Here is an 18,430-nt window from a genome sequence, read left to right on the forward strand (position 1 = left end):
ATTTAGCGGTTTGCGATCCCCCACATACTGAATAAATACTTTCTAACAACGAATAAGAAGAGAATGGCCGGTACGATCAAAATCAGCCCCCCTGCGAACTTCACTTCTGCGGGAGAGGAAGACAAACTTTGTACCAAGAAAGCCGTCAGTGTTTGGTTATTGATGGTCAATACCGCCGCGGCGAACACCTCATTCCAAGAAATAACAAAGGCAAAGACAGCAGACGCAGTCAGACCCGGTAGCGCCAAAGGCATAACGACTTTGACAAACGCTTGCCAGCGGTTACAACCTAATACCCAAGCCGCCTCTTCAAGCTCAACGGGAATCCCCATAAACAAACTTGAAGTAATCAAAACGGCAAATGGCAAGGCCAAAGCGGCGTGTACCAGAGATAAACCAAACAAGGTGTCATCAAGGCCAATATTGATAAAAATAACGGCCAGAGGTAATGCCAGCAAAGGCATAGGGAAAGCACGGGTTAATAGGATAAGTAACCTAAATGTGTTCTTTCCGCGAAACTCAAAACGAGCCAAGGCATAACCCGCAGGTGTACCTAATCCAATCGAAATCACCATGGTGAAAACGGCAGCGATCAAGGAGTTCTTTAAGGCATCTAGCACACCGTAGTAGTTCATAAAGAAGGCCATGGTTTCCATGTCGAACTCAGGCACAAATGCCTTTGGCCAACCATTTACCACTTCAGCAGAACTTAATGCGCTAACAACCAAGAGGTAAATCGGAAATACTATCCAAGACACCATAAAAGCAGTGCCACTGATAAATAACCAACGCCAAGCTTTTTTGCGTTTATTTGCGGCAAGCATTTCTTTTTCTAACAATGCATCTTGCTCAAACTGGCTCATACTTGGGCCTCCTTAGGCACATGTAATACTTTTAGATAAAACAAAGTGAAAACAATCGATAAGCCCAAAATCACCACAGCATAAGCGGCAGCAGCACCCGCATCTCGATATTCAAACGCCCAGTTGAAGGCTTCACCCATCAAGACAGGCATATTGGTTCCGCCTAGTAGCATGACAACGGCAAAGACTTCGAAGGCTAACAAGGTCCGTAGAATCAAAGCCGTTTGTAGACTAGGTCTTAATAGAGGTAGGGTTACTTTCCATAAACGCACCCAGGCATTAGCACCAAAGATTTCTGCTGCTTCATAGTATTCTTTCGGAATCAGACCAATACCGGAAACAATGATGACTAGCAGAATCGCTGTCGCACGCCAGATTTCGGCAAACACTATGGCGGCAAAGATAGCCACAGGATTATTGTAGTTAAGCCAACTCTCTGGCCCATCAATAATACCAACAGAGAATAAGAAACTATTCAGGAAACCGTTCTGATCAAGCAAGGCTAACCAAACGATACCCGCCGCCAAATCTGAAATACCAAGCGGGATGGTCCAGATATAAAGTACGGTATCGCGTCCCTTTTTCATCTTAGAGATCATTAAAGACATACCAACCGCCATACATAGCTGAGTCGGTACTACCACTAATGCAAGGATCAGGGTATTGCTTAATGAAGGTAAGAAATTAAAGTCATTAAAAATGGTATCGAAGTTTGCCAAACCTAGCTCACCATCACTGGTGGTGAAGGCCTGTAAAAAGACTTCGATAAAAGGGTAAATAAAGAAAGCGAGTAAAAATAAGATACTCGGAGCAATCAGCAAATAAGGGTATGTCTTACTATTCATAGGGCATCCTGAAATCTATTTAAACACTTAAGGAAGGTGCAAAAAGTCCTTCCCGCCTCAACATGAGGAGAAAACAATTTAAATGTGAGACGAGAATCGCAACTTACTTAAGAAATCAGTTAACTGGACATACACCATTACTTGGCTTGTCTGGTGCCCAGCAAGGTGCGTTGGCACTTACCATGATGGTTTTCAAGACTGTCGCCTGACGATCAAGGATCTTGTCTATGTTGGCATTACGCAAAACGATTTGTTGGAAGGTATCTTTATAGGTTTTACTAAACTTACCACTTAGATCACCTAAACCAACAGGAAGCATAGATGGCAAGGCATCTGGTGAACCCGCTTGAGTGGCAATCGCTTTACCTGCAATTCTTACATTGGCAGGCAGGTCAGCCGGTAGCTCAACGTCAGCGATAGGATAGAAACCGGTTGCTCTAAGGGTTCTGATTTGCACTTCTGGCTCAGACAGGTACTTAATCAATTCAGCAGAAGCCGCTCTATCTGGCGTTCCTTTAGGAATCGCTAGACCTGCAATAACAGGCATGAAACCACGGCCAGCTTTAGCAGAAGGGGCTGGGAAAGCGATAAAGTCATCTGGCCTTTGGTCAAATGCATCTTTTAAACGTGCGGTATGATCGAAGGCAATCCAAACTTCTTCAGTCAGTAACGGCTCTTGCATCAAGTTATAAGCCGTTGATCTTGGGTTAACATCTTGCCAAAGATCACGGAACCATTGCCACATAGCTTTAGCATCGTCGCCACGGAAATCAGTCACAACAGAGTTAGTAAATGAAGGGTATAAATAACCTTGTAAGAAGCGGTGCATCAGGCCTTTTTCACCCGCAGGAAAACCAAGTTTCGCTTTACCTGTTGCTTCTTTAATATTAGCAGCCCAAGTCGCAAGCTCATCATAGGTTAAAGCGTTAACATCAGCCCCTTTTGGTAAATAAGGTAGGGCTTTTTTGTTCGCCGCCATTATGTAGGTTGCTTGCATCCAAGGGATATATTTTTGTTCGCTAGCGCCCAACTTACCCAGTTCACTCATGGTGTTGTTGGCTTTAATTTTTGGCACGCTGGCTAGTACATCATCAATGGAATCTAGTGATCCTTGGATTTGAGGGAACTGGCCATGCAGTGCACCTAATACACCCAAAGAAACTGAGTTGGAACGAGATTCAGCTTCGATACGAGAAAAGAATGGCCCGGCTTCTTGTGGAAGGAATTTCACGTCACCATCAAAATTGATGAGTACATCATTTCGCATGGCATCCGCTTCTTTCAAGGGATTGGCTTGAGTCGAATAAAAAACGACCTCACTTGCCGAAGCAATGGAAGATCCTAATAAGATTGGCAAAATTATTTTTTTTATCATTTTTAAAGTCCTATCATTTCTTTAAATCGCACAAGCGACTTTTTAAAGGCCCTAACTCAGGTTAAAGCCAGATTCAGACTAGCCATCAGGCGAAAATGCTTGATTGCTGGTTTGGCGTTCTACTAATTCGTAATTGATTAACTTATTTCTCGGAATAAAAATCTGACCATTCAATTCCGATTGCAAAATTTTAATAATGGCCTGGCTATGATCATCCAGAGAAGTTCTCAAAGTAGAGATAGTTGGATCCCCTAAATGTGAGAGGGGAAGATCATCACAACCAATAATTTGAATATCTTTACAAGGATCAATACCAAGCTCTTTCGCCGCTTTAACCACCTGATGAGCAATCACATCTGAGGCACAAACAAAGCCTGTCGGCGCCTTGTCCGCTTTTAATAAATCTAAGGCGACTTGGTAAGGGATCTCATCATTCATTTCCATGGTATGTATGCTTGATTCTAATCCAGCACGTGCAATCGCATCTTCATACCCTTCCACTCGCAAGTGAGAAGTAAACATTCTTTCTGGCAAGTTCAATAAGGTGATTCTTTGATGACCTTTATCAATCAAGCTTTGTGTCGCAAGGTCAAAACCTGCTCTGGCATCTGTATCTATCCAGTTATGATCATCAGAACATTGAGTACGACCATGGGTAACAAATGGCACTTTTTGCTCTTTTAATAACTCGACCCTAGCGTCATCCATGCGAGACCTAAGAACGACAAAAGCATCTACTCTCTGACTATCAATAAAGCGTTGGTATGTTGCCAGCTCCTTCTCCCCTTCTGGGGCATAGGAAACAATTAAATCTAAATTCGGATTGTGTGCGTAAAGAGATTGACCAAAGTGCAATAAAAAATGGCTCAAGAAGTGATCTCGCATGTCTCCATAGGAAACAGGCAATAAAATACCAATTGCATCGCTTTTACCCGTCACTAATCTACGGGCCGCTAAGTTCGGCACATAACCCAAGAGATCTGCGGCTTCTTGAATTTGCTGACGAGTTTGCGCATTCACATCATTGTATCCAGACAACGCCCTAGACACGGTTGTTACTGAAATATTCAAATGCTGTGCAATTGATTTTAATGTGGCTTTCTTCTTTTTCTTTTCCATCTCAACCTCTTTCGTTTCAAATCAATCCGAAACGATTTGGATAAATATAAACCAAAACGTTTCGGATGTTCAATATTTTTTTCTAACTCGCACCAAAAAGATGCTCTTCGATGCTAGATTTTGGTTCGTTCATCACCTGTATTTTATGCTCAAAATATCGCTTCTCTCGTATTAAAAATACGCGTCAAAATTGACTTAAAGCCAAGTATTCAGTGACTCTAAGACATAGAAATCATCATGAGTAACAAGCAGTTAATTCAGAAGAGTAAGATAGCAGATTCAAGCCAGATGAATAAGGGCAAGGAGAGAAATAACACTAGCTTGACTGAAAGGCATTTTGCGGTCATTTTCAGCTTTAGACTATTAAATTATACGAAGAGATATTTTAGCTATATCTGCAACAAAGTAAGCAAAAAAGTACTTTTTTATCATCCTAAAACCAGGCTAAGCGGTTTAGAAAAAACCCTATTCAGCCAACAAAAAGTACATTTTTTGCTATAAAAGAGTGCAAACCTATTGCCACACTTTAGCAACAGATTGAGCGAATACATCAAAGCTATTTGGTGCTATCTGAGTCAAATTAGCCACTTCGTTTGTCACATTGTTTTCAGACCCTTGCGAAATGCCTGTATCCATTTTAGCTAATGCTTGAGCGTAAATTTGAGCCATGCCGTTATGCTCAAAGCGCTCTATTAAAGCACTCTCCGAGAGTTTTACATGCATTATTTGCTTACCACTTACCTTTGAAATGATCATTGCGACTTCATCATAAGTCAACGCACGTGGGCCAGTTAAAATCAGATCACGGTTCAAAGCTTCATCACTGATTAAAGCCTCCACCGCAACATTTGCAATGTCGTTCACATCAATAAAAGGCACTCTCCCATCACCTGTCGCTGAATAAAAACAACAGTCATCATTAATCGTATACAGGTGCTGTTGTTCAGAAAAGTTTTGCATAAACCATGTAGGCCTTAAAACAGCCCACTCAGGCGCAACGTCTTCGAGATAAGCATGCACGGCTCCCATCATGACACCACCTTTAGGCAAAGATGAAGCACTTAGTAAAACAAAGCGCTTGACGCCATAAGCAAGCATATAGTCAATAAAAGGTTTCATAGCCTCTAATGGCTCTGGTTCATTCGCAGGGGCAAGTAGATAGACACTCTGCACACCTTCCACAGCCTCAGCAAACGTTCGATCATCGTACCAATCAAACTGAACACTTTGCGCTCCTTTAAAAGCGCTATTTGAGCGGGAAGCAACTCGTACATCTTGATCTAATGCGATAAGGCGTTGCGCTATCCTGCTACCTGTTTTTCCTGTTCCCCCTGTCACTAATACTGTCATTTTAAATCACCTCCAATATCACTTAGTTCGCTTACATCACCCAATGCAGAAGCTACGATGAGTGGGTTCCAGTAATCCTGATAACGTTTAATTCTGCCTTGTTCCAAGGTAATGACAGAAATGTAGCTTTGATCGTATGGATTACCTGTTTTGACCCCTACTCCTTTACAGGTAAATTCAATAATGACGGTATTTTCATTTAACGTATGATGAACTAATGGCTCACCCATAGATTCAAACTGAATCAAACTCGCGACCTTTGTGAGATAACGCTCTAAGTCAGAGCGCCCATTTATACGCTTGATACAGCCTTCATGGGCATATGGGAATTCCATTTCAATATCATCAGACACCATATCCAAAAAATGGTTAGCGCTTGGGTCTAACTTGGTACCCAATGCTTTTTTCAGCATGCTAGAAAAGCCATCTATGACTTGCTCAGTATGTTTCATTTTATTCCCCTTGCATTACGTCGGAACGATTGCGTATCATTGAATTAAATAAACTATAGTGAATTTACGATGGAACGCAAGAGTATCGATGATAAAAAACGAAAACTAAGTGGTGCAGCGCTAAAACAAGAGTCCGTTACGTTAGCCATAGAAAAAGCACTATTCGAAGAATGGGTAGAGAAAGGTTATGCCTCTATTTCACTTGAATCTGTCGCGAAAAGAGCGGGTGTCGGTAAAGCAGCCATCTATAGACGCTGGCCTTCAAAATTCGAGTTGGTCACTGAGTTAGTCAATAAAGTAGGTACTGACCTCATATACATCCCCGACACGGGAAGTTTAAAAGAAGATATTTTTCAGTTACTTAAGCAACTTAGACGTTTACTGAGACATAGGAAGATTAAACGAATCCTACCTGATTTACATGCTGAAATGGGACGTAACCCAACCCTCACACAAGCGATAAGAGGCAATGTACAAATACAAAGAAGGCAAAGTGGTGAAACGCTCATTCAAAGAGCGATCGAGCGCAATGAGATTAGCCAAGATACTAATATTGAGATGATATTAGACTTACTCGGCAGCATGATTTATTGGCGCATGATAATCACCAAGAATCGTGCAAATACCCAATATTTACATGAGCTGACTGAATTAATTCTAAAGGTATTAAAAAAGTAAACGCTGGGAAAAGGTTGTATCTAAGAAAATGGCACGCCCGAGAGGATTCGAACCTCCGGCCTTCGCCTCCGGAGGGCGACGCTCTATCCAGCTGAGCTACGGGCGCATGGTGCAGTTAAACTCTAAATGAGAATGAGCTTAAGTGCAGGGTATTTTAATGAAATATCTAATAGTTACCAGAACTTATTCAGTCATTTCTCAAATGAGTGGCTGCTTATGAGAAGCACCACTCATTTTGGCTAGGTTTGTTATTTCATTCAGTTTTTAACCCGTATAGCTTAGCGTCCACTTGATAATGTCTGCAGCAACCATAGCGCCGGAGTGACGTGCGATTTCTTTGCCACCTTTAAAAATAATCAAGGTCGGAATACTACGAATATTCAACTGAGCACCTAGCTGTTGCTCGGCTTCTGTATTCACTTTAGCAAGACGAACCTTAGGCTCTAATTGACCTGCAGCCTGCTCAAATTGCGGCCCCATCATTTTACAAGGACCACACCAGGGCGCCCAAAAATCCACGAGTACAGGCACATCGTTACGCTGTAAATGTTTTTGGTAATTTTCTGCGGTTAAATCAATAGGCTTAGCATTAAAGATAGGAGTCTGGCACTTACCGCATTTTGGAGAGTCAGCAAGGCGTGAGCTTGGAATACGGTTGACGGCTAAGCACGCTTGGCACACTAGATGTGTAGAATCAGTCATGGTTAATTTTATCGCCTAATAAGGTACAAAGGGTTGAGAGATCCATTTAACCTTAAAGCTCTGGCTAAAAACAGCCCAGTTTAAACGGCTAGGTTTGAGCACTTAATCCACAACTTCCACTTCACCTTCAATCGTTTGTGTAACTTTTTTGCTCTGGGCAGTCGACGTACCTTGCTCAACCGAATCAAGTGAGTAACCCAAAGCAAAGCTTGCTTCGAAGTCATTGAGTGCTTTCGGTTTAGAGAAGAAATAACCCTGCATATTTGGACAACCCATATCAGCTAACTGGTTCGCCTGATGCTCACTTTCTATGCCTTCTGCAACTATGTGAAGGTCTAAATCTTTCGCCATCGCCACTATGTTTTTAAGCAGCAGTCTGTCCCTTTCACTGTCATCAAATCGAGCAATAAAACTTTGGTCAATTTTTAAGATATCAATTGGCATTCGGGCAATGTGACTCAAGCTTGAGAAGCCAGTACCAAAGTCATCTAGCGCAATGCGATAACCTGCTTTACGCAATTTATAAATGCGATCTACAGACGCATCATTAATTAATACGTTTTCTGTCACTTCTAAGATGAGATTATTCATCAGGCTAGGTTTTTGTTCGGCTAATGCCACAAGCTCATTAGTTAACGCTGAGTTTTTAAGTTGATGGGGAGAAAGGTTTACATTGATGCAGACCTCTTCTCCAAAGATGCGCTTAACCTCTTCAAGATCAGACAGTGCTTGCTTTATCACCCATAAACCAATCTGGTTTATCAAGCCCATCTCTTCTGCCACAGTGATAAATTTATCTGGCCCAACCCAGCCTTTAGAAGCAGATTGCCAACGAATCAGCGCCTCAACGCTCATAATACGCTTTTGACCAGGGTTCACCACGGGCTGATAATTCAAACTAAATTCATCATGATCATAGGCATAGCGTAATGCGCTTTCCATCTCATACCTTTCGACCCCTTGGTTTTCCATTTCAGGGCGATAGCACACGCAATCAATCGACTGCTTATGCTTAGCTTCGTACATGGCAAGGTCAGCACGTTTTATCAAGGTCATGGTATCTGTACCATCTTTTGGATAAACCGCGATACCGGCACTGGCAGCACAATGGAAATCTCTATTTTGAATTCTGATAGAGGCAAAGATCTCTTTATGTAGAAAGTTAATTCGTGACAATAACTGTTGGCCAGGGATAAAGAGTAAAAACTCATCACCACCAAAACGAGCTAAACGCTCGTTTGGTTCTAACAGTGAGTTCATTCTCTCCGACAAGCCAATTAGCAGGGCATCACCCACATCATGTCCAAAGGTATCATTAATGAGTTTGAAGCCATTTAGGTCAAATAAGACAAGATAGAACTGATCTACATAAGGCGATTTAATTGAGTCTTCGATGGAGCCCATCGCTGAATAACGATTAGGTAACTTGGTTAGCCAGTCATGACTAGCTCTTTCTGAGAGTGAGCGCTTCACATTTTCTTGCTCTGTGGCATCCTCAATAACCGCGACCCATTTTGTTTGAGACGCTTCAGATTCAACCCGAGTTAGATGCCATTTAAAATAGAGTTCTTCTGGTTCTTGCTGTCGGCCACGCAAACTCTTGGTTACCAAGATAAAGTCTTTATCCCCATGACTGTCAAAACGTTCTAATAAGGGGTCAAACTCATTACATTGGCGGCTACCTGCATACATAGCTAAAGCGGATAAGTGGCTATGTTGTATTTGCTCTTCTGTGACTTGGAAGAATTCCTGACAACGCTGCGAATAAGACAGAATCTGAATATCTTGATCAAACTCAATAATACCGACAGAGGCGCTGTTTAGGATGAGATCCTGTTTTTGATAAGCCAGTATCAATTGCTGTTCTGTGACGGATAAATGCTTGGCGGTATTTTTTTGCTGCTTGAGAATCTGTCTGATACTGTCATCAAGTTGATGAATAGAAAGCTGTTTACCCTTGTCTGAGGACTTGTTTGAAAACTCAGCCAATAAGCTCGCCATTGGGTTCATTATGATAAAACGCGCAAACATCCAAAGCAGAAAGCAAGACACCATAAGGCCTATCAGGATTAGCGTAATATCACTCACCAGATCATGCAGAGCGGCTTGGTAGCCTTTTTCACTTGGTAAAGCGACCCAAAATGTCAGAGACAATTCTGAGTTCTCATTGGCTCTAATAAGGTTACGTTGGGCAAAAATATAATGGTTGTCTGATATATCAACACTTTGCAAGGCGCCATCAAGTAGGTCGTAATCTTGCTTGTAAGATGCTTGATATTGCTTGGGTAGCTCATCACCTTCACTCGGCGCGAACTCCCCGTAACTTGCCACTACCTTATTGCTTTCATCGGTAATAAAGGCAAGAACTTGGCCATTTGTTTTTTCAAATTCGGCTAAGCTTTCCTGCCACCATGAAAAGGACATGGAGCCAACAGCAACCCCCAAGAGGTCATTGCCTTTTTTATCTTCAATGGGGTAGGCCATGTGGATATGCAGCTCGTGATCAATCCCATCTCGGTCTAAATTACTGATGGTGAGATTACGATAACGAATGGCATTTTCAAAATAAGGTTTGTTAGCTGAAAAATTAAGGTCACCATCTAAACTGGCACTACAAATTAGCTCACCAGTTGGAGTAGGTACACCAATACTGGTAAAAATAGGGATAAGATGAAGTTGCCGTTCGAGCAGTACCTTACAGCCAGAGTAATGTGGGTTTTGAATTTCGGGGAACTGACTTAACTCTGTCAGAAAGTACTTAGCCTGCTGTATTTTGGCGGTTTGCTGCACGATAAGTTGATCGGCAAAGAAGTTAGCATCGCCATTAAGGCTTTGTAAATGAGACTGATAAGTACGCCAAACATTATTAAATGAAAGAATAACTCCAGGTAATACACAAACTAATAATGCGAGTAATATTTTTTTACTTACCTTAGAGTTTAGCTGCACTTATTGGGTCTCCTACCGCTTAAAAGATGCATTACATTAGCAAAGTTAATATCCCATATGCAATTAAGCTAATCCTTGTTCAGCTCAATCATGTTCAAAACTATCAAAGTCACTGCAAATTTAAAACAATAAAAAATCACCAAAAAGTGATGACAGTTTATTTATCCTATTTGTTTGATCTCAAACCTCACTTAATTAATTTTCTGTGCCCTTCATACAGTTCAAATCCAATTCCTCAAGGGGTTTAGGCCTAGCATACAAATAACCCTGCATATGGAAACAACCAAACTCAATTAGCTGATTTGCTTGGTCACTATATTCCACACCTTCAGCAATAATTTTTAATTCCAAATCTCGCGCCATGGTAATAATATTTTTTAACAATATAAGGTCTCGATCAGAATGTTTGGATTGTGAAATAAAACTTTGATCTATTTTCAGAATATGAATTGGCATCTTGGCAATATGGCTCAAACTTGAGAAGCCTGTACCAAAATCATCCAAGGCAATCTTGTAACCTAATATTTGCAACTGTCTTAAGCAAAGCACAGCCTCTTCATCAACCAGGGTGCTTTCGGTAATTTCTAAGATTAAAGAGTTCACCTTCTCTTCTTGCTCAGCAAGTGTCGTCAGCCTTTCAATTAAAATGGCATCTTTTAATTGATGAGGCGAAAGGTTCATATTGATGCAAACCTTCTCACCATAAATCTGTTTAAGCTGAGGCAAATCTTCCAGAACCTGCTCAAGGACAAAGTGACCAATCAGGTTGATATAACCAGATTCTTCTGCAATAGGAATAAAGACAGCAGGTGAGATGGTTCCCTGGCTTAATGAGTGCCAACGAATTAAAGCCTCGACACTCAGAATTTCATTATTTGTCGGATTCACCACAGGTTGATAATGTAGCTTAAACTCGTTATTGGATAAGGCATAACGGATCGCACTTTCAATTTCATAGCGCTTGATACTTTTTTTCTCTAGCTCAGTATCATAATAAACACTGTCATTTTTGGTACTTTGCTTCGCTTCATACATGGCTAAATCAGCACAACGAATCAAACCAAGGGCATCATTGCCATTTTTAGGATAAACCGAAATACCTGCGCTGGCGCTACAGTTAAAGGTACGCTCCATGACTTCAATCGGTTCAAAAAAGCAATGCTGTAAAAACTGGATACGATTGATTGCTTGTCGTCTTGGTAGGTAGAGCAAAAATTCGTCTCCCCCTAAACGACCTATATGTTCATCATCAAGTAGTAAGCTTTCCATCCGTTGAGATAAGGCAATAATGAGCGCATCACCTACATCATGGCCAAAGCTATCATTAATAAGTTTGAAGCCATTTAAATCAAATAAAGCCAAGGTAAAACCAGTGTTTGAATCTCGCCTGATAGCGTCATCTATCATCTTCATAATGGCATAGCGATTTGGCAACTTGGTTAGCCAGTCCGTGGAGGCTCTTTCTGCTAAGTTTTCCTGCTTGAGTTGATGCTCTGTCATGTCTTCAACCACAGCAACCCAGTGGGCTTCAGAACCTTCAAAGTTCACTCGACTGATCGCCCATTTAAAGTACATGGTGCTAGCATCACTGTATTGAGTCATTTTACGATCAGTGCGACTAATCACTTCGATGACATCTTTATTCTGCTCTTCTAAAGCTTGATAAATAGATTGGAAATCATTCACCTGATAAAAATAAGTTAATTCATTTAAAGCATCTAGGTGACAATTTTTAATATCTTTTTCTAAAACACGATAATAAGACTGACAACGACGACTAAATGATAAAACATTTAACGCTTTATCTAATTCCACGATACCAACTGAAACGCTTTTTAAGATCATATCTTGCTTATGATAAGCCTGAATAAGTTCCTGCTCAGTAGAGGATAAGTTCTGCTTAGTTTGCTGCTGCCTTAACGCAATTTGTTTAATACTTTCATCCAGATCTTCTATCCCCATAATTGAAGAGTGAGAATTTGTGCCGGAATCAAATTCGTCTAATAAAGACGAAACAGGACGGATAAATAAAAACTTGGCCGAGAAAACGAGAATAAGACCTGACACAAGCAAGCCAATCATTATGATTAAAACACTTTTTATAAACGCACCTTTGGCCTCTTGATAAGCCTGCTGTTTAGGTAATGCCACCCAAAAGGCTAAAGATAAATCCTGATTAGCATTTCCCCTAACAAACTGTTTTTCGACTAAAACAAAGTCCTTATTGAAGTCTGAATCCGGATTAAAAGTTTGGCCTAATAATGGGGATCTCTCCCCAAAACGCGCGATAACATTTCCGCCTTTATCAGTAATAAAGCTCATCAGATTTTCATGATTGGCATCATTTAACAGGTTTTGCCACCACTCAAAAGGTAAAACCCCAACCACTAGACGAGTAATTTCACCGGATGTTTTATCAAATACTGGCTGAGCAAGGTTAATACTTAAAGCATGGGTTGCCCTGTCTTCTATTAACTTACTAATAGAGAAACTTGCTTGCTGAATGGCTTTTTGAATATAAGGCCTGTCTTTTACATTCACCACTCGATTTAAAGGTGTGCCATTACAGGTTAATTCGCCTGTTACCAGAGGCGAGCCTATATTGGAAAATAGATCGTTTAACTCAACTTGCTGAGCTAAAAAGTTTTGGCAGGTTTGAGTATGGCCAGAAAGAATCTCAGGAGTGTTCGCTAATGACTTTAAATAGCTTTCAGCACGGTTAATCTGCTGACGCTGGAGGTTCATCATCTGTTCCGCAAAGAAATCCGTGTCACCCCTTAGTTTTGATAGCTGTGTGTTATAGGTATTCCACACATTATTGAAGGAGATAAAAATGCTTGGCAGAAGGCAAAGTAAGGCTGCCAATATAACTTTTTGATTGAGTGTACTTAAAAAAGATGACATATATCGCCTTTCGACTACTTAAAACGAAACATGGTTCAGTATTTTTATAACACTGGTGTCAGCTTCTCCCTAAGCAAATCCCTGTAACAAAAGGTAATGAGATAAGATAAAATAGATGGAATGATTCTCATTTCCGTTATACATTAATAATAGCTGAGAATTCAGATACTTTTCTTTGATATATGACCTCTTTTGCACAAATCTAATACAGGCTTTATTCCAAGCAGATCATTTTATCGCTATACTTGCCTCCGTTTATGTACCTATAAATACATTATTTCTTAAGTACACTATTTCTGATTGAGGGAAACCATTGTGAGTTTGTTAACCAATTTTCTTAGCCGCAAGGTCTTAGCTTTGCTAAGTGTTGCGACCTTCTCTGCTCTTTTAAGCTCAACTGTTAGCGCTTACGGCCAAAGTTCAGAAGAAATTGCAGCACGTATTACCCCTATTGGCCAAGTTTGTATTGCTGGTGAAGAATGTGAAGTTGCTTCTGCAGCGGCTGCAGGTGGTTCTGACGGCCCACGTGATGGTGAATCTATTTACGGTACTTTCTGCGTAGCTTGTCACTCTATCGGTGTAGCTGGCGCGCCTAAATTCGGTTCTGCTGATGACTGGGCTCCTCGTGTAGCTAAAGGTGAAGCATCTCTACTAAGCAACGCGTTAAACGGTCTTAATGCCATGCCAGCTCGTGGTACATGTGCTGACTGTAGCGATGACGAAATCAAAAGTGCAATTGATTACATGTTAGAAAATAACTAGTAAGCAATCACTGAATAAAAAAGGAGGCTTAGGCTTCCTTTTTTATTGCCTGAAAAACACCAAATCACAACGTACTACTCCTTCCCTTCGTAGCTCTCACCTCGTTCGTTACCCAGCATTGTATTCACAACTCTATACAATCCATCGCTATTTATCCTATGAACAGGCAAGCGTTACAAAGCAGCTAATGTCGACATACCCCTCTCCAGCTCAAATTAAAGTTTGAGATTTGAGCATAAAAAAACCCGCTACCTAAAAAGACAGCGGGTTTTGTGAGAGCTTGTTTGTCGTGAGCTAATGCTTACTTCTTGATGTCATCAAAGAAGTTTTTCACACCGTCAAACCAAGACTTTTGCTTAGGTGAATGAGAGTGCTCTTCACCATCAGACATAGTGTCTTCCAACTCTTTTAACAATTCTTTTTGACGTTCAGTCAGTTTAACGGGGGTTTCCACTGTCACACGACAGATCAAATCACCAACAGCGCCACCACGAACAGGCTTAACGCCTTTGTTACGTAGACGGAACAACTTACCTGTTTGACACTCAGGCGTTACTTTAAGGCGCACACGGCCATCTAAAGTAGGAACATCAATTTCGCCACCTAATGCAGCCGTTGCAAAGCTAATTGGCACGTCACAATGCAAGTTTGCACCATCACGTTCGAAGATAGCATGCTGTCTTACCGAAACCTGTACAAACAAGTCGCCAGACGGTGCCCCATGATCCCCCGCTTCACCTTCACCTGATAAACGAATACGGTCACCTGTATCCACACCAGCAGGAATCTTAACAGACAGAGTCTTGTACTCTTGTACACGACCTTGACCACGACAACTAGTACAAGGATCAGAGATAACCTGACCTTGACCATGACAGGTAGGACAAGTCTGTTGTACAGAGAAGAAGCCTTGCGACATGCGCACTTGGCCTTGACCATTACAGGTCTGACACGTCTTAGGTTTAGTACCTTTCTTAGCACCAGTACCGTCACATGGCTTACAATCAACTAGTGTTGGAATGCGAATCTTTTCTTCACAACCCCAAACAGCTTGCTCAAGATCAAGCTCAAGCGTGTATCTTAAATCAGAACCACGACGTGCTCGGCTTCCACCACCACCTTGACCGCCAAAAATGTCGCCAAAGACATCACCAAAGATATCGCTGAAGCCTCCTTGACCACCGCCACCGAATCCACCTTGGCCGCTTACACCTTCATGACCGAAGCGGTCATAGGCATCACGTTTTTCTTCCGAAGATAAGATTTCATAAGCTTCAGCAATCTCTTTAAATTTTTCGAGTGCTTCTTCGTTATCTGGGTTTTTATCTGGGTGGTACTTGTTAGCTAAGGAGCGATATTTCTTCTTTATCTCCTTTTTATCTGCGCCACGCTCGACGCCAAGCACCTCATAATAGTCTCTTTTGCTCATAACAGGATTTCCTGGGCAGTAAGGTCAATCATTAACATTTTGAGAGAAGTTAAAACAGCAAAACACGGTAACAGGACCGTGTTTTGCAAAAGCGCGATTTAGTCCTTAAAAGGTCTAGTATCAGGCTTATTTTTTCTCGTCTTTAACTTCTTCAAATTCAGCATCTACAGCATCGTCTTGAGGCTGAGCGGCTTCTTCTGCGCCAGCTGCACCAGCTGCTGCTTCATTAGCTTGTGCACTTTCGTACATTTTTTGAGCCAAAGAACCAGATACTTCAGTCAAAGCAGTTGTTTTCGCTTCGATTTCGTCTTTGTCGTTAGCAGTCAATGCTTCTTCAAGATCAGCAATGGCTTTCTCGATTGCTTCTTTTTCTTCTGCAGTTGCTTGGTCGCCAGCATCAGTCAAAGTTTTACGAGTTGCGTGGATCATTCCGTCAGCTGTGTTGCGAACTTGTACAAGCTCTTCGAACTTGCGATCTTCTTCAGCATTCGCTTCAGCGTCTTGAACCATTTGTTCTACTTCTTCATCACTTAGACCAGAAGAGGCTTTGATGACGATAGATTGCTCTTTACCAGTTGCTTTATCTTTAGCAGATACACTCAAGATACCGTTGGCATCGATGTCGAAGCTAACTTCGATTTGAGGCACACCACGTGGCGCTGGTGGAATCTCAGCCAAGTCAAAACGACCTAGAGATTTGTTTTGCGCTGCTTGTTTACGCTCACCCTGTACTGCGTGGATAGTTACCGCGCTTTGGTTGTCTTCTGCTGTTGAGAAAACTTGAGATTTCTTAGTTGGGATAGTTGTGTTCTTCTCGATTAGAGCAGTCATCACGCCACCCATAGTCTCGATACCCAAAGATAGTGGTGTTACGTCTAGTAGTAGAACGTCTTTAACATCACCCGCTAGTACCGCACCTTGGATAGAAGCACCCATAGCAACCGCTTCGTCAGGGTTCACGTCTTTACGTGGCTCTTTACCGAAGTATTCAGTTACTTTAGTTTGTACCAATGGCATACGTGTTTGACCACCAACCAAGATAACTTCGTCGATTTCAGACGCTTCTAAGTCAGCATCTTTAAGCGCTTGGCGAACTGGAGCAAGAGAGTTAACAACTAGCTCTTCAACTAGAGACTCAAGCTTAGAACGAGTTAGCTTAACGTTTAAGTGCTTAGGACCTGTTGCATCAGCAGTGATGTAAGGTAGGTTAACTTCTGTTTGAGTTGCAGAAGAAAGCTCAACTTTTGCTTTTTCACCCGCTTCTTTCAAACGTTGTAGCGCTAGTGGATCGTTGTGTAGATCGATGCCAGACTGCTTTTTGAACTCGTCTGCCAAGAACTCGATAACACGCATATCGAAATCTTCACCACCTAGGAAAGTATCACCATTTGTTGCCAATACTTCGAATTGCTTCTCGCCATCAACATCAGCGATTTCGATGATAGAGATATCGAAAGTACCACCACCTAAGTCGTATACAGCGATAGTAGAATCACCTGTGCTCTTGTCTAGGCCGTAAGCCAAAGCAGCAGCAGTTGGTTCGTTGATAATACGTTTAACTTCTAGACCAGCAATTTTACCAGCATCTTTAGTTGCTTGACGCTGAGAGTCGTTGAAGTAAGCAGGTACAGTGATTACTGCTTCTGATACGCCTTCACCTAGGAAGTCTTCTGCTGTTTTCTTCATTTTTTTCAAAACTTCAGCAGAGATTTGTGGTGGCGCTTTCGCTTCACCTTTCGCTTCAACCCAAGCGTCGCCGTTTTCAGCCGCTAGAATTTTGTAAGGCACCATAGAGATGTCTTTTTGAACGACGTCATCTTTAAAACGACGACCGATCAAACGCTTAACAGCGAAAAGTGTATTTGTTGGGTTTGTTACCGCTTGACGTTTTGCAGACTGACCCACTAATACTTCGCCGTCTTCAGCGTAAGCCACAATTGATGGGGTAGTACGATCGCCTTCAGCGTTTTCGATTACACGTGCAGTGCCGTTGTCTAGAACAGATACACAAGAGTTTGTTGTTCCTAAGTCGATACCAATGATTTTGCCCATGGTTTGTCTTCTCCAGTAAAATTTTTAAATTCAGTTGTTCGTTGTTAATTCTGTATTTGGGTACGCTTTAGAGCATTTCAAGCAAATACTGTCATTTTTTTGACAGTTTTTTATGCCGCGCTAGAAACCACTACCATAGCTGGACGAATTAAGCGTCCATGTAGGGTATAACCCTTCTGGATTACGTCCATTACAGTGTTTGGTTCCATCTCAGGATTCGGCACCATAGTCATAGCTTGGTGGAATTCTGGGTTGAAAGGTTCGCCATGTGGATCAAGTGCGATCACTTCAAAGCGCGTTAGTGTTTCTTGAAGAGATTTAAGCGTTAGTTCAACACCTTCACGCATTGCATCGTTATCGCTATCCGCAGATGCCAAAGCACGCTCTAGGTTATCTGCAACAGTGATAATGTCTTTTGCAAATTTCTCTAAGCCAAACTTATGTGCTTTTTGTACATCTTGCTCGGCACGGCGACGTACGTTTTGTGCGTCAGCATGTGAACGTAATGCTGCTTCTTTATATTCTTCAACTTTTGCTAACGCTGCGACTAGTTCAGCATTCTCTTCTTGGACGTTTTCTACTTGGTCTTCTTGTAAGACTTCGTCTAATTCTGCTGCTGTTTCTAGCACGCCTTCTTGGGCTTGATTATCTACTTCACCGCTCACGTTCTGCTCCGTATATAAAGATGAATTACTAAAATAAATGCTCTAATTTCACTTCCAAATAACAGAAGTTTTTTTAATCTGAAAGCTATATGGGGTCGTTCAAAAAGCTTTCAATAGTAAAACCGCATAAATTTTAGGGAGAAATGAACTTATTTTAATTTTTACTTCTCTTGGCAAAAAAACAAAAACTACTGTATAAATACACATGCTTTGTACAAATTTAATGCAGAAATCTGAAATTCAAGGCCAAAATCCGCCTAACCGACCCGCTTTAAACAAGGAGAG

General features: G+C 41.6%; 14 protein-coding genes and 1 tRNA gene. 2 read left to right on the forward strand and 13 right to left on the reverse strand.

Annotated elements, in window-relative coordinates:
- Positions 1–2 precede the first annotated feature (2 nt).
- The 6 genes from OA91_RS09280 to OA91_RS09310 all read right to left on the reverse strand — a co-directional run bounded on the left by OA91_RS09280 (position 3) and on the right by OA91_RS09310 (position 6,004).
- A complete protein-coding gene (locus tag OA91_RS09280) occupies positions 3–863 on the reverse strand; it encodes a carbohydrate ABC transporter permease (RefSeq protein WP_082827854.1) in 861 nt (286 codons plus the stop codon).
- Positions 860–1,708: a carbohydrate ABC transporter permease gene (locus OA91_RS09285; protein WP_046015753.1), complete on the reverse strand. Its 849-nt coding sequence runs from the start codon at positions 1,706–1,708 to the stop codon at positions 860–862. Before OA91_RS09285 ends, OA91_RS09280 begins: the two co-directional genes overlap by 4 nt.
- 115 nt (positions 1,709–1,823) lie before the next feature.
- Complete coding sequence (locus tag OA91_RS09290; RefSeq protein ID WP_063338007.1) at positions 1,824–3,083, reverse strand: ABC transporter substrate-binding protein; 1,260 nt, start codon at positions 3,081–3,083, stop codon at positions 1,824–1,826.
- A 78-nt stretch (positions 3,084–3,161) separates the two neighbouring features.
- Entirely contained in the window at positions 3,162–4,202 is a 1,041-nt protein-coding gene (locus OA91_RS09295; RefSeq protein WP_063338008.1) for a LacI family DNA-binding transcriptional regulator, read from the reverse strand.
- A gap of 513 nt (positions 4,203–4,715) precedes the next feature.
- The gene (locus tag OA91_RS09305) at positions 4,716–5,552 is read right to left on the reverse strand and encodes an ergot alkaloid biosynthesis protein (protein ID WP_063338010.1); all 837 of its coding nucleotides are present in this window, start codon (positions 5,550–5,552) and stop codon (positions 4,716–4,718) included.
- Positions 5,549–6,004, reverse strand: coding sequence for a nuclear transport factor 2 family protein (locus tag OA91_RS09310; RefSeq protein ID WP_082827855.1), 456 nt, complete (start codon positions 6,002–6,004; stop codon positions 5,549–5,551). Before OA91_RS09310 ends, OA91_RS09305 begins: the two co-directional genes overlap by 4 nt.
- A gap of 69 nt (positions 6,005–6,073) precedes the next feature.
- Between OA91_RS09310 and OA91_RS09315 the strand changes: the two genes are divergently transcribed.
- Positions 6,074–6,682: a TetR/AcrR family transcriptional regulator gene (locus tag OA91_RS09315; protein WP_063338011.1), complete on the forward strand. Its 609-nt coding sequence runs from the start codon at positions 6,074–6,076 to the stop codon at positions 6,680–6,682.
- 29 nt (positions 6,683–6,711) lie between these two features.
- Here the strand turns inward: OA91_RS09315 and OA91_RS09320 are convergent.
- From OA91_RS09320 to OA91_RS09335, 4 genes are all read right to left on the reverse strand, one after another.
- A tRNA-Arg gene (locus OA91_RS09320) sits at positions 6,712–6,788 on the reverse strand.
- A 158-nt stretch (positions 6,789–6,946) separates the two neighbouring features.
- Complete coding sequence (gene trxC / locus OA91_RS09325; protein ID WP_063338012.1) at positions 6,947–7,384, reverse strand: thioredoxin TrxC; 438 nt, start codon at positions 7,382–7,384, stop codon at positions 6,947–6,949.
- Between the two features lie 102 nt (positions 7,385–7,486).
- Positions 7,487–10,333: an EAL domain-containing protein gene (locus OA91_RS09330; protein WP_063338013.1), complete on the reverse strand. Its 2,847-nt coding sequence runs from the start codon at positions 10,331–10,333 to the stop codon at positions 7,487–7,489.
- Between the two features lie 195 nt (positions 10,334–10,528).
- Positions 10,529–13,237: a bifunctional diguanylate cyclase/phosphodiesterase gene (locus tag OA91_RS09335; RefSeq protein WP_063338014.1), complete on the reverse strand. Its 2,709-nt coding sequence runs from the start codon at positions 13,235–13,237 to the stop codon at positions 10,529–10,531.
- Between the two features lie 315 nt (positions 13,238–13,552).
- On the opposite strand from OA91_RS09335, the gene OA91_RS09340 reads away from it, so the two are divergent.
- A complete protein-coding gene (locus tag OA91_RS09340) occupies positions 13,553–13,999 on the forward strand; it encodes a c-type cytochrome (protein WP_231870346.1) in 447 nt (148 codons plus the stop codon).
- Positions 14,000–14,300: 301 nt separating this feature from the next.
- Here OA91_RS09340 and dnaJ read toward each other — a convergent pair whose 3' ends face one another.
- The 3 genes from dnaJ to grpE all read right to left on the reverse strand — a co-directional run bounded on the left by dnaJ (position 14,301) and on the right by grpE (position 18,145).
- Positions 14,301–15,428, reverse strand: coding sequence for a molecular chaperone DnaJ (gene dnaJ, locus OA91_RS09345; RefSeq protein ID WP_063338015.1), 1,128 nt, complete (start codon positions 15,426–15,428; stop codon positions 14,301–14,303).
- A 126-nt stretch (positions 15,429–15,554) separates the two neighbouring features.
- The gene (gene dnaK, locus OA91_RS09350; RefSeq protein ID WP_046015742.1) at positions 15,555–17,480 is read right to left on the reverse strand and encodes a molecular chaperone DnaK; all 1,926 of its coding nucleotides are present in this window, start codon (positions 17,478–17,480) and stop codon (positions 15,555–15,557) included.
- 110 nt (positions 17,481–17,590) lie between these two features.
- Positions 17,591–18,145: a nucleotide exchange factor GrpE gene (grpE, locus tag OA91_RS09355; RefSeq protein ID WP_063338016.1), complete on the reverse strand. Its 555-nt coding sequence runs from the start codon at positions 18,143–18,145 to the stop codon at positions 17,591–17,593.
- Between the last annotated feature and the right edge of the window lie 285 nt (positions 18,146–18,430).

Origin of the sequence: Marinomonas sp. SBI8L (assembly GCF_001624705.1) — a bacterium.
In the GTDB taxonomy this organism is placed as follows: Bacteria; Pseudomonadota; Gammaproteobacteria; order Pseudomonadales; family Marinomonadaceae; genus Marinomonas.

Bases quoted from the DNA above. Each gene is read 5' to 3' on its own strand.
- OA91_RS09305 (WP_063338010.1), bottom strand. From the start codon at position 5,552: ATGACAGTATTAGTGACAGGGGGAACAGGAAAAACAGGTAGCAGGATA.
- dnaK (WP_046015742.1), bottom strand. From the start codon at position 17,480: ATGGGCAAAATCATTGGTATCGACTTAGGAACAACAAACTCTTGTGTA.
- OA91_RS09290 (WP_063338007.1), bottom strand. From the start codon at position 3,083: ATGATAAAAAAAATAATTTTGCCAATCTTATTAGGATCTTCCATTGCT.
- OA91_RS09315 (WP_063338011.1), top strand. From the start codon at position 6,074: ATGGAACGCAAGAGTATCGATGATAAAAAACGAAAACTAAGTGGTGCA.
- dnaJ (WP_063338015.1), bottom strand. From the start codon at position 15,428: ATGAGCAAAAGAGACTATTATGAGGTGCTTGGCGTCGAGCGTGGCGCA.
- OA91_RS09280 (WP_082827854.1), bottom strand. From the start codon at position 863: ATGAGCCAGTTTGAGCAAGATGCATTGTTAGAAAAAGAAATGCTTGCC.
- trxC (WP_063338012.1), bottom strand. From the start codon at position 7,384: ATGACTGATTCTACACATCTAGTGTGCCAAGCGTGCTTAGCCGTCAAC.
- OA91_RS09310 (WP_082827855.1), bottom strand. From the start codon at position 6,004: ATGAAACATACTGAGCAAGTCATAGATGGCTTTTCTAGCATGCTGAAA.
- OA91_RS09285 (WP_046015753.1), bottom strand. From the start codon at position 1,708: ATGAATAGTAAGACATACCCTTATTTGCTGATTGCTCCGAGTATCTTA.
- OA91_RS09335 (WP_063338014.1), bottom strand. From the start codon at position 13,237: ATGTCATCTTTTTTAAGTACACTCAATCAAAAAGTTATATTGGCAGCC.
- OA91_RS09295 (WP_063338008.1), bottom strand. From the start codon at position 4,202: ATGGAAAAGAAAAAGAAGAAAGCCACATTAAAATCAATTGCACAGCAT.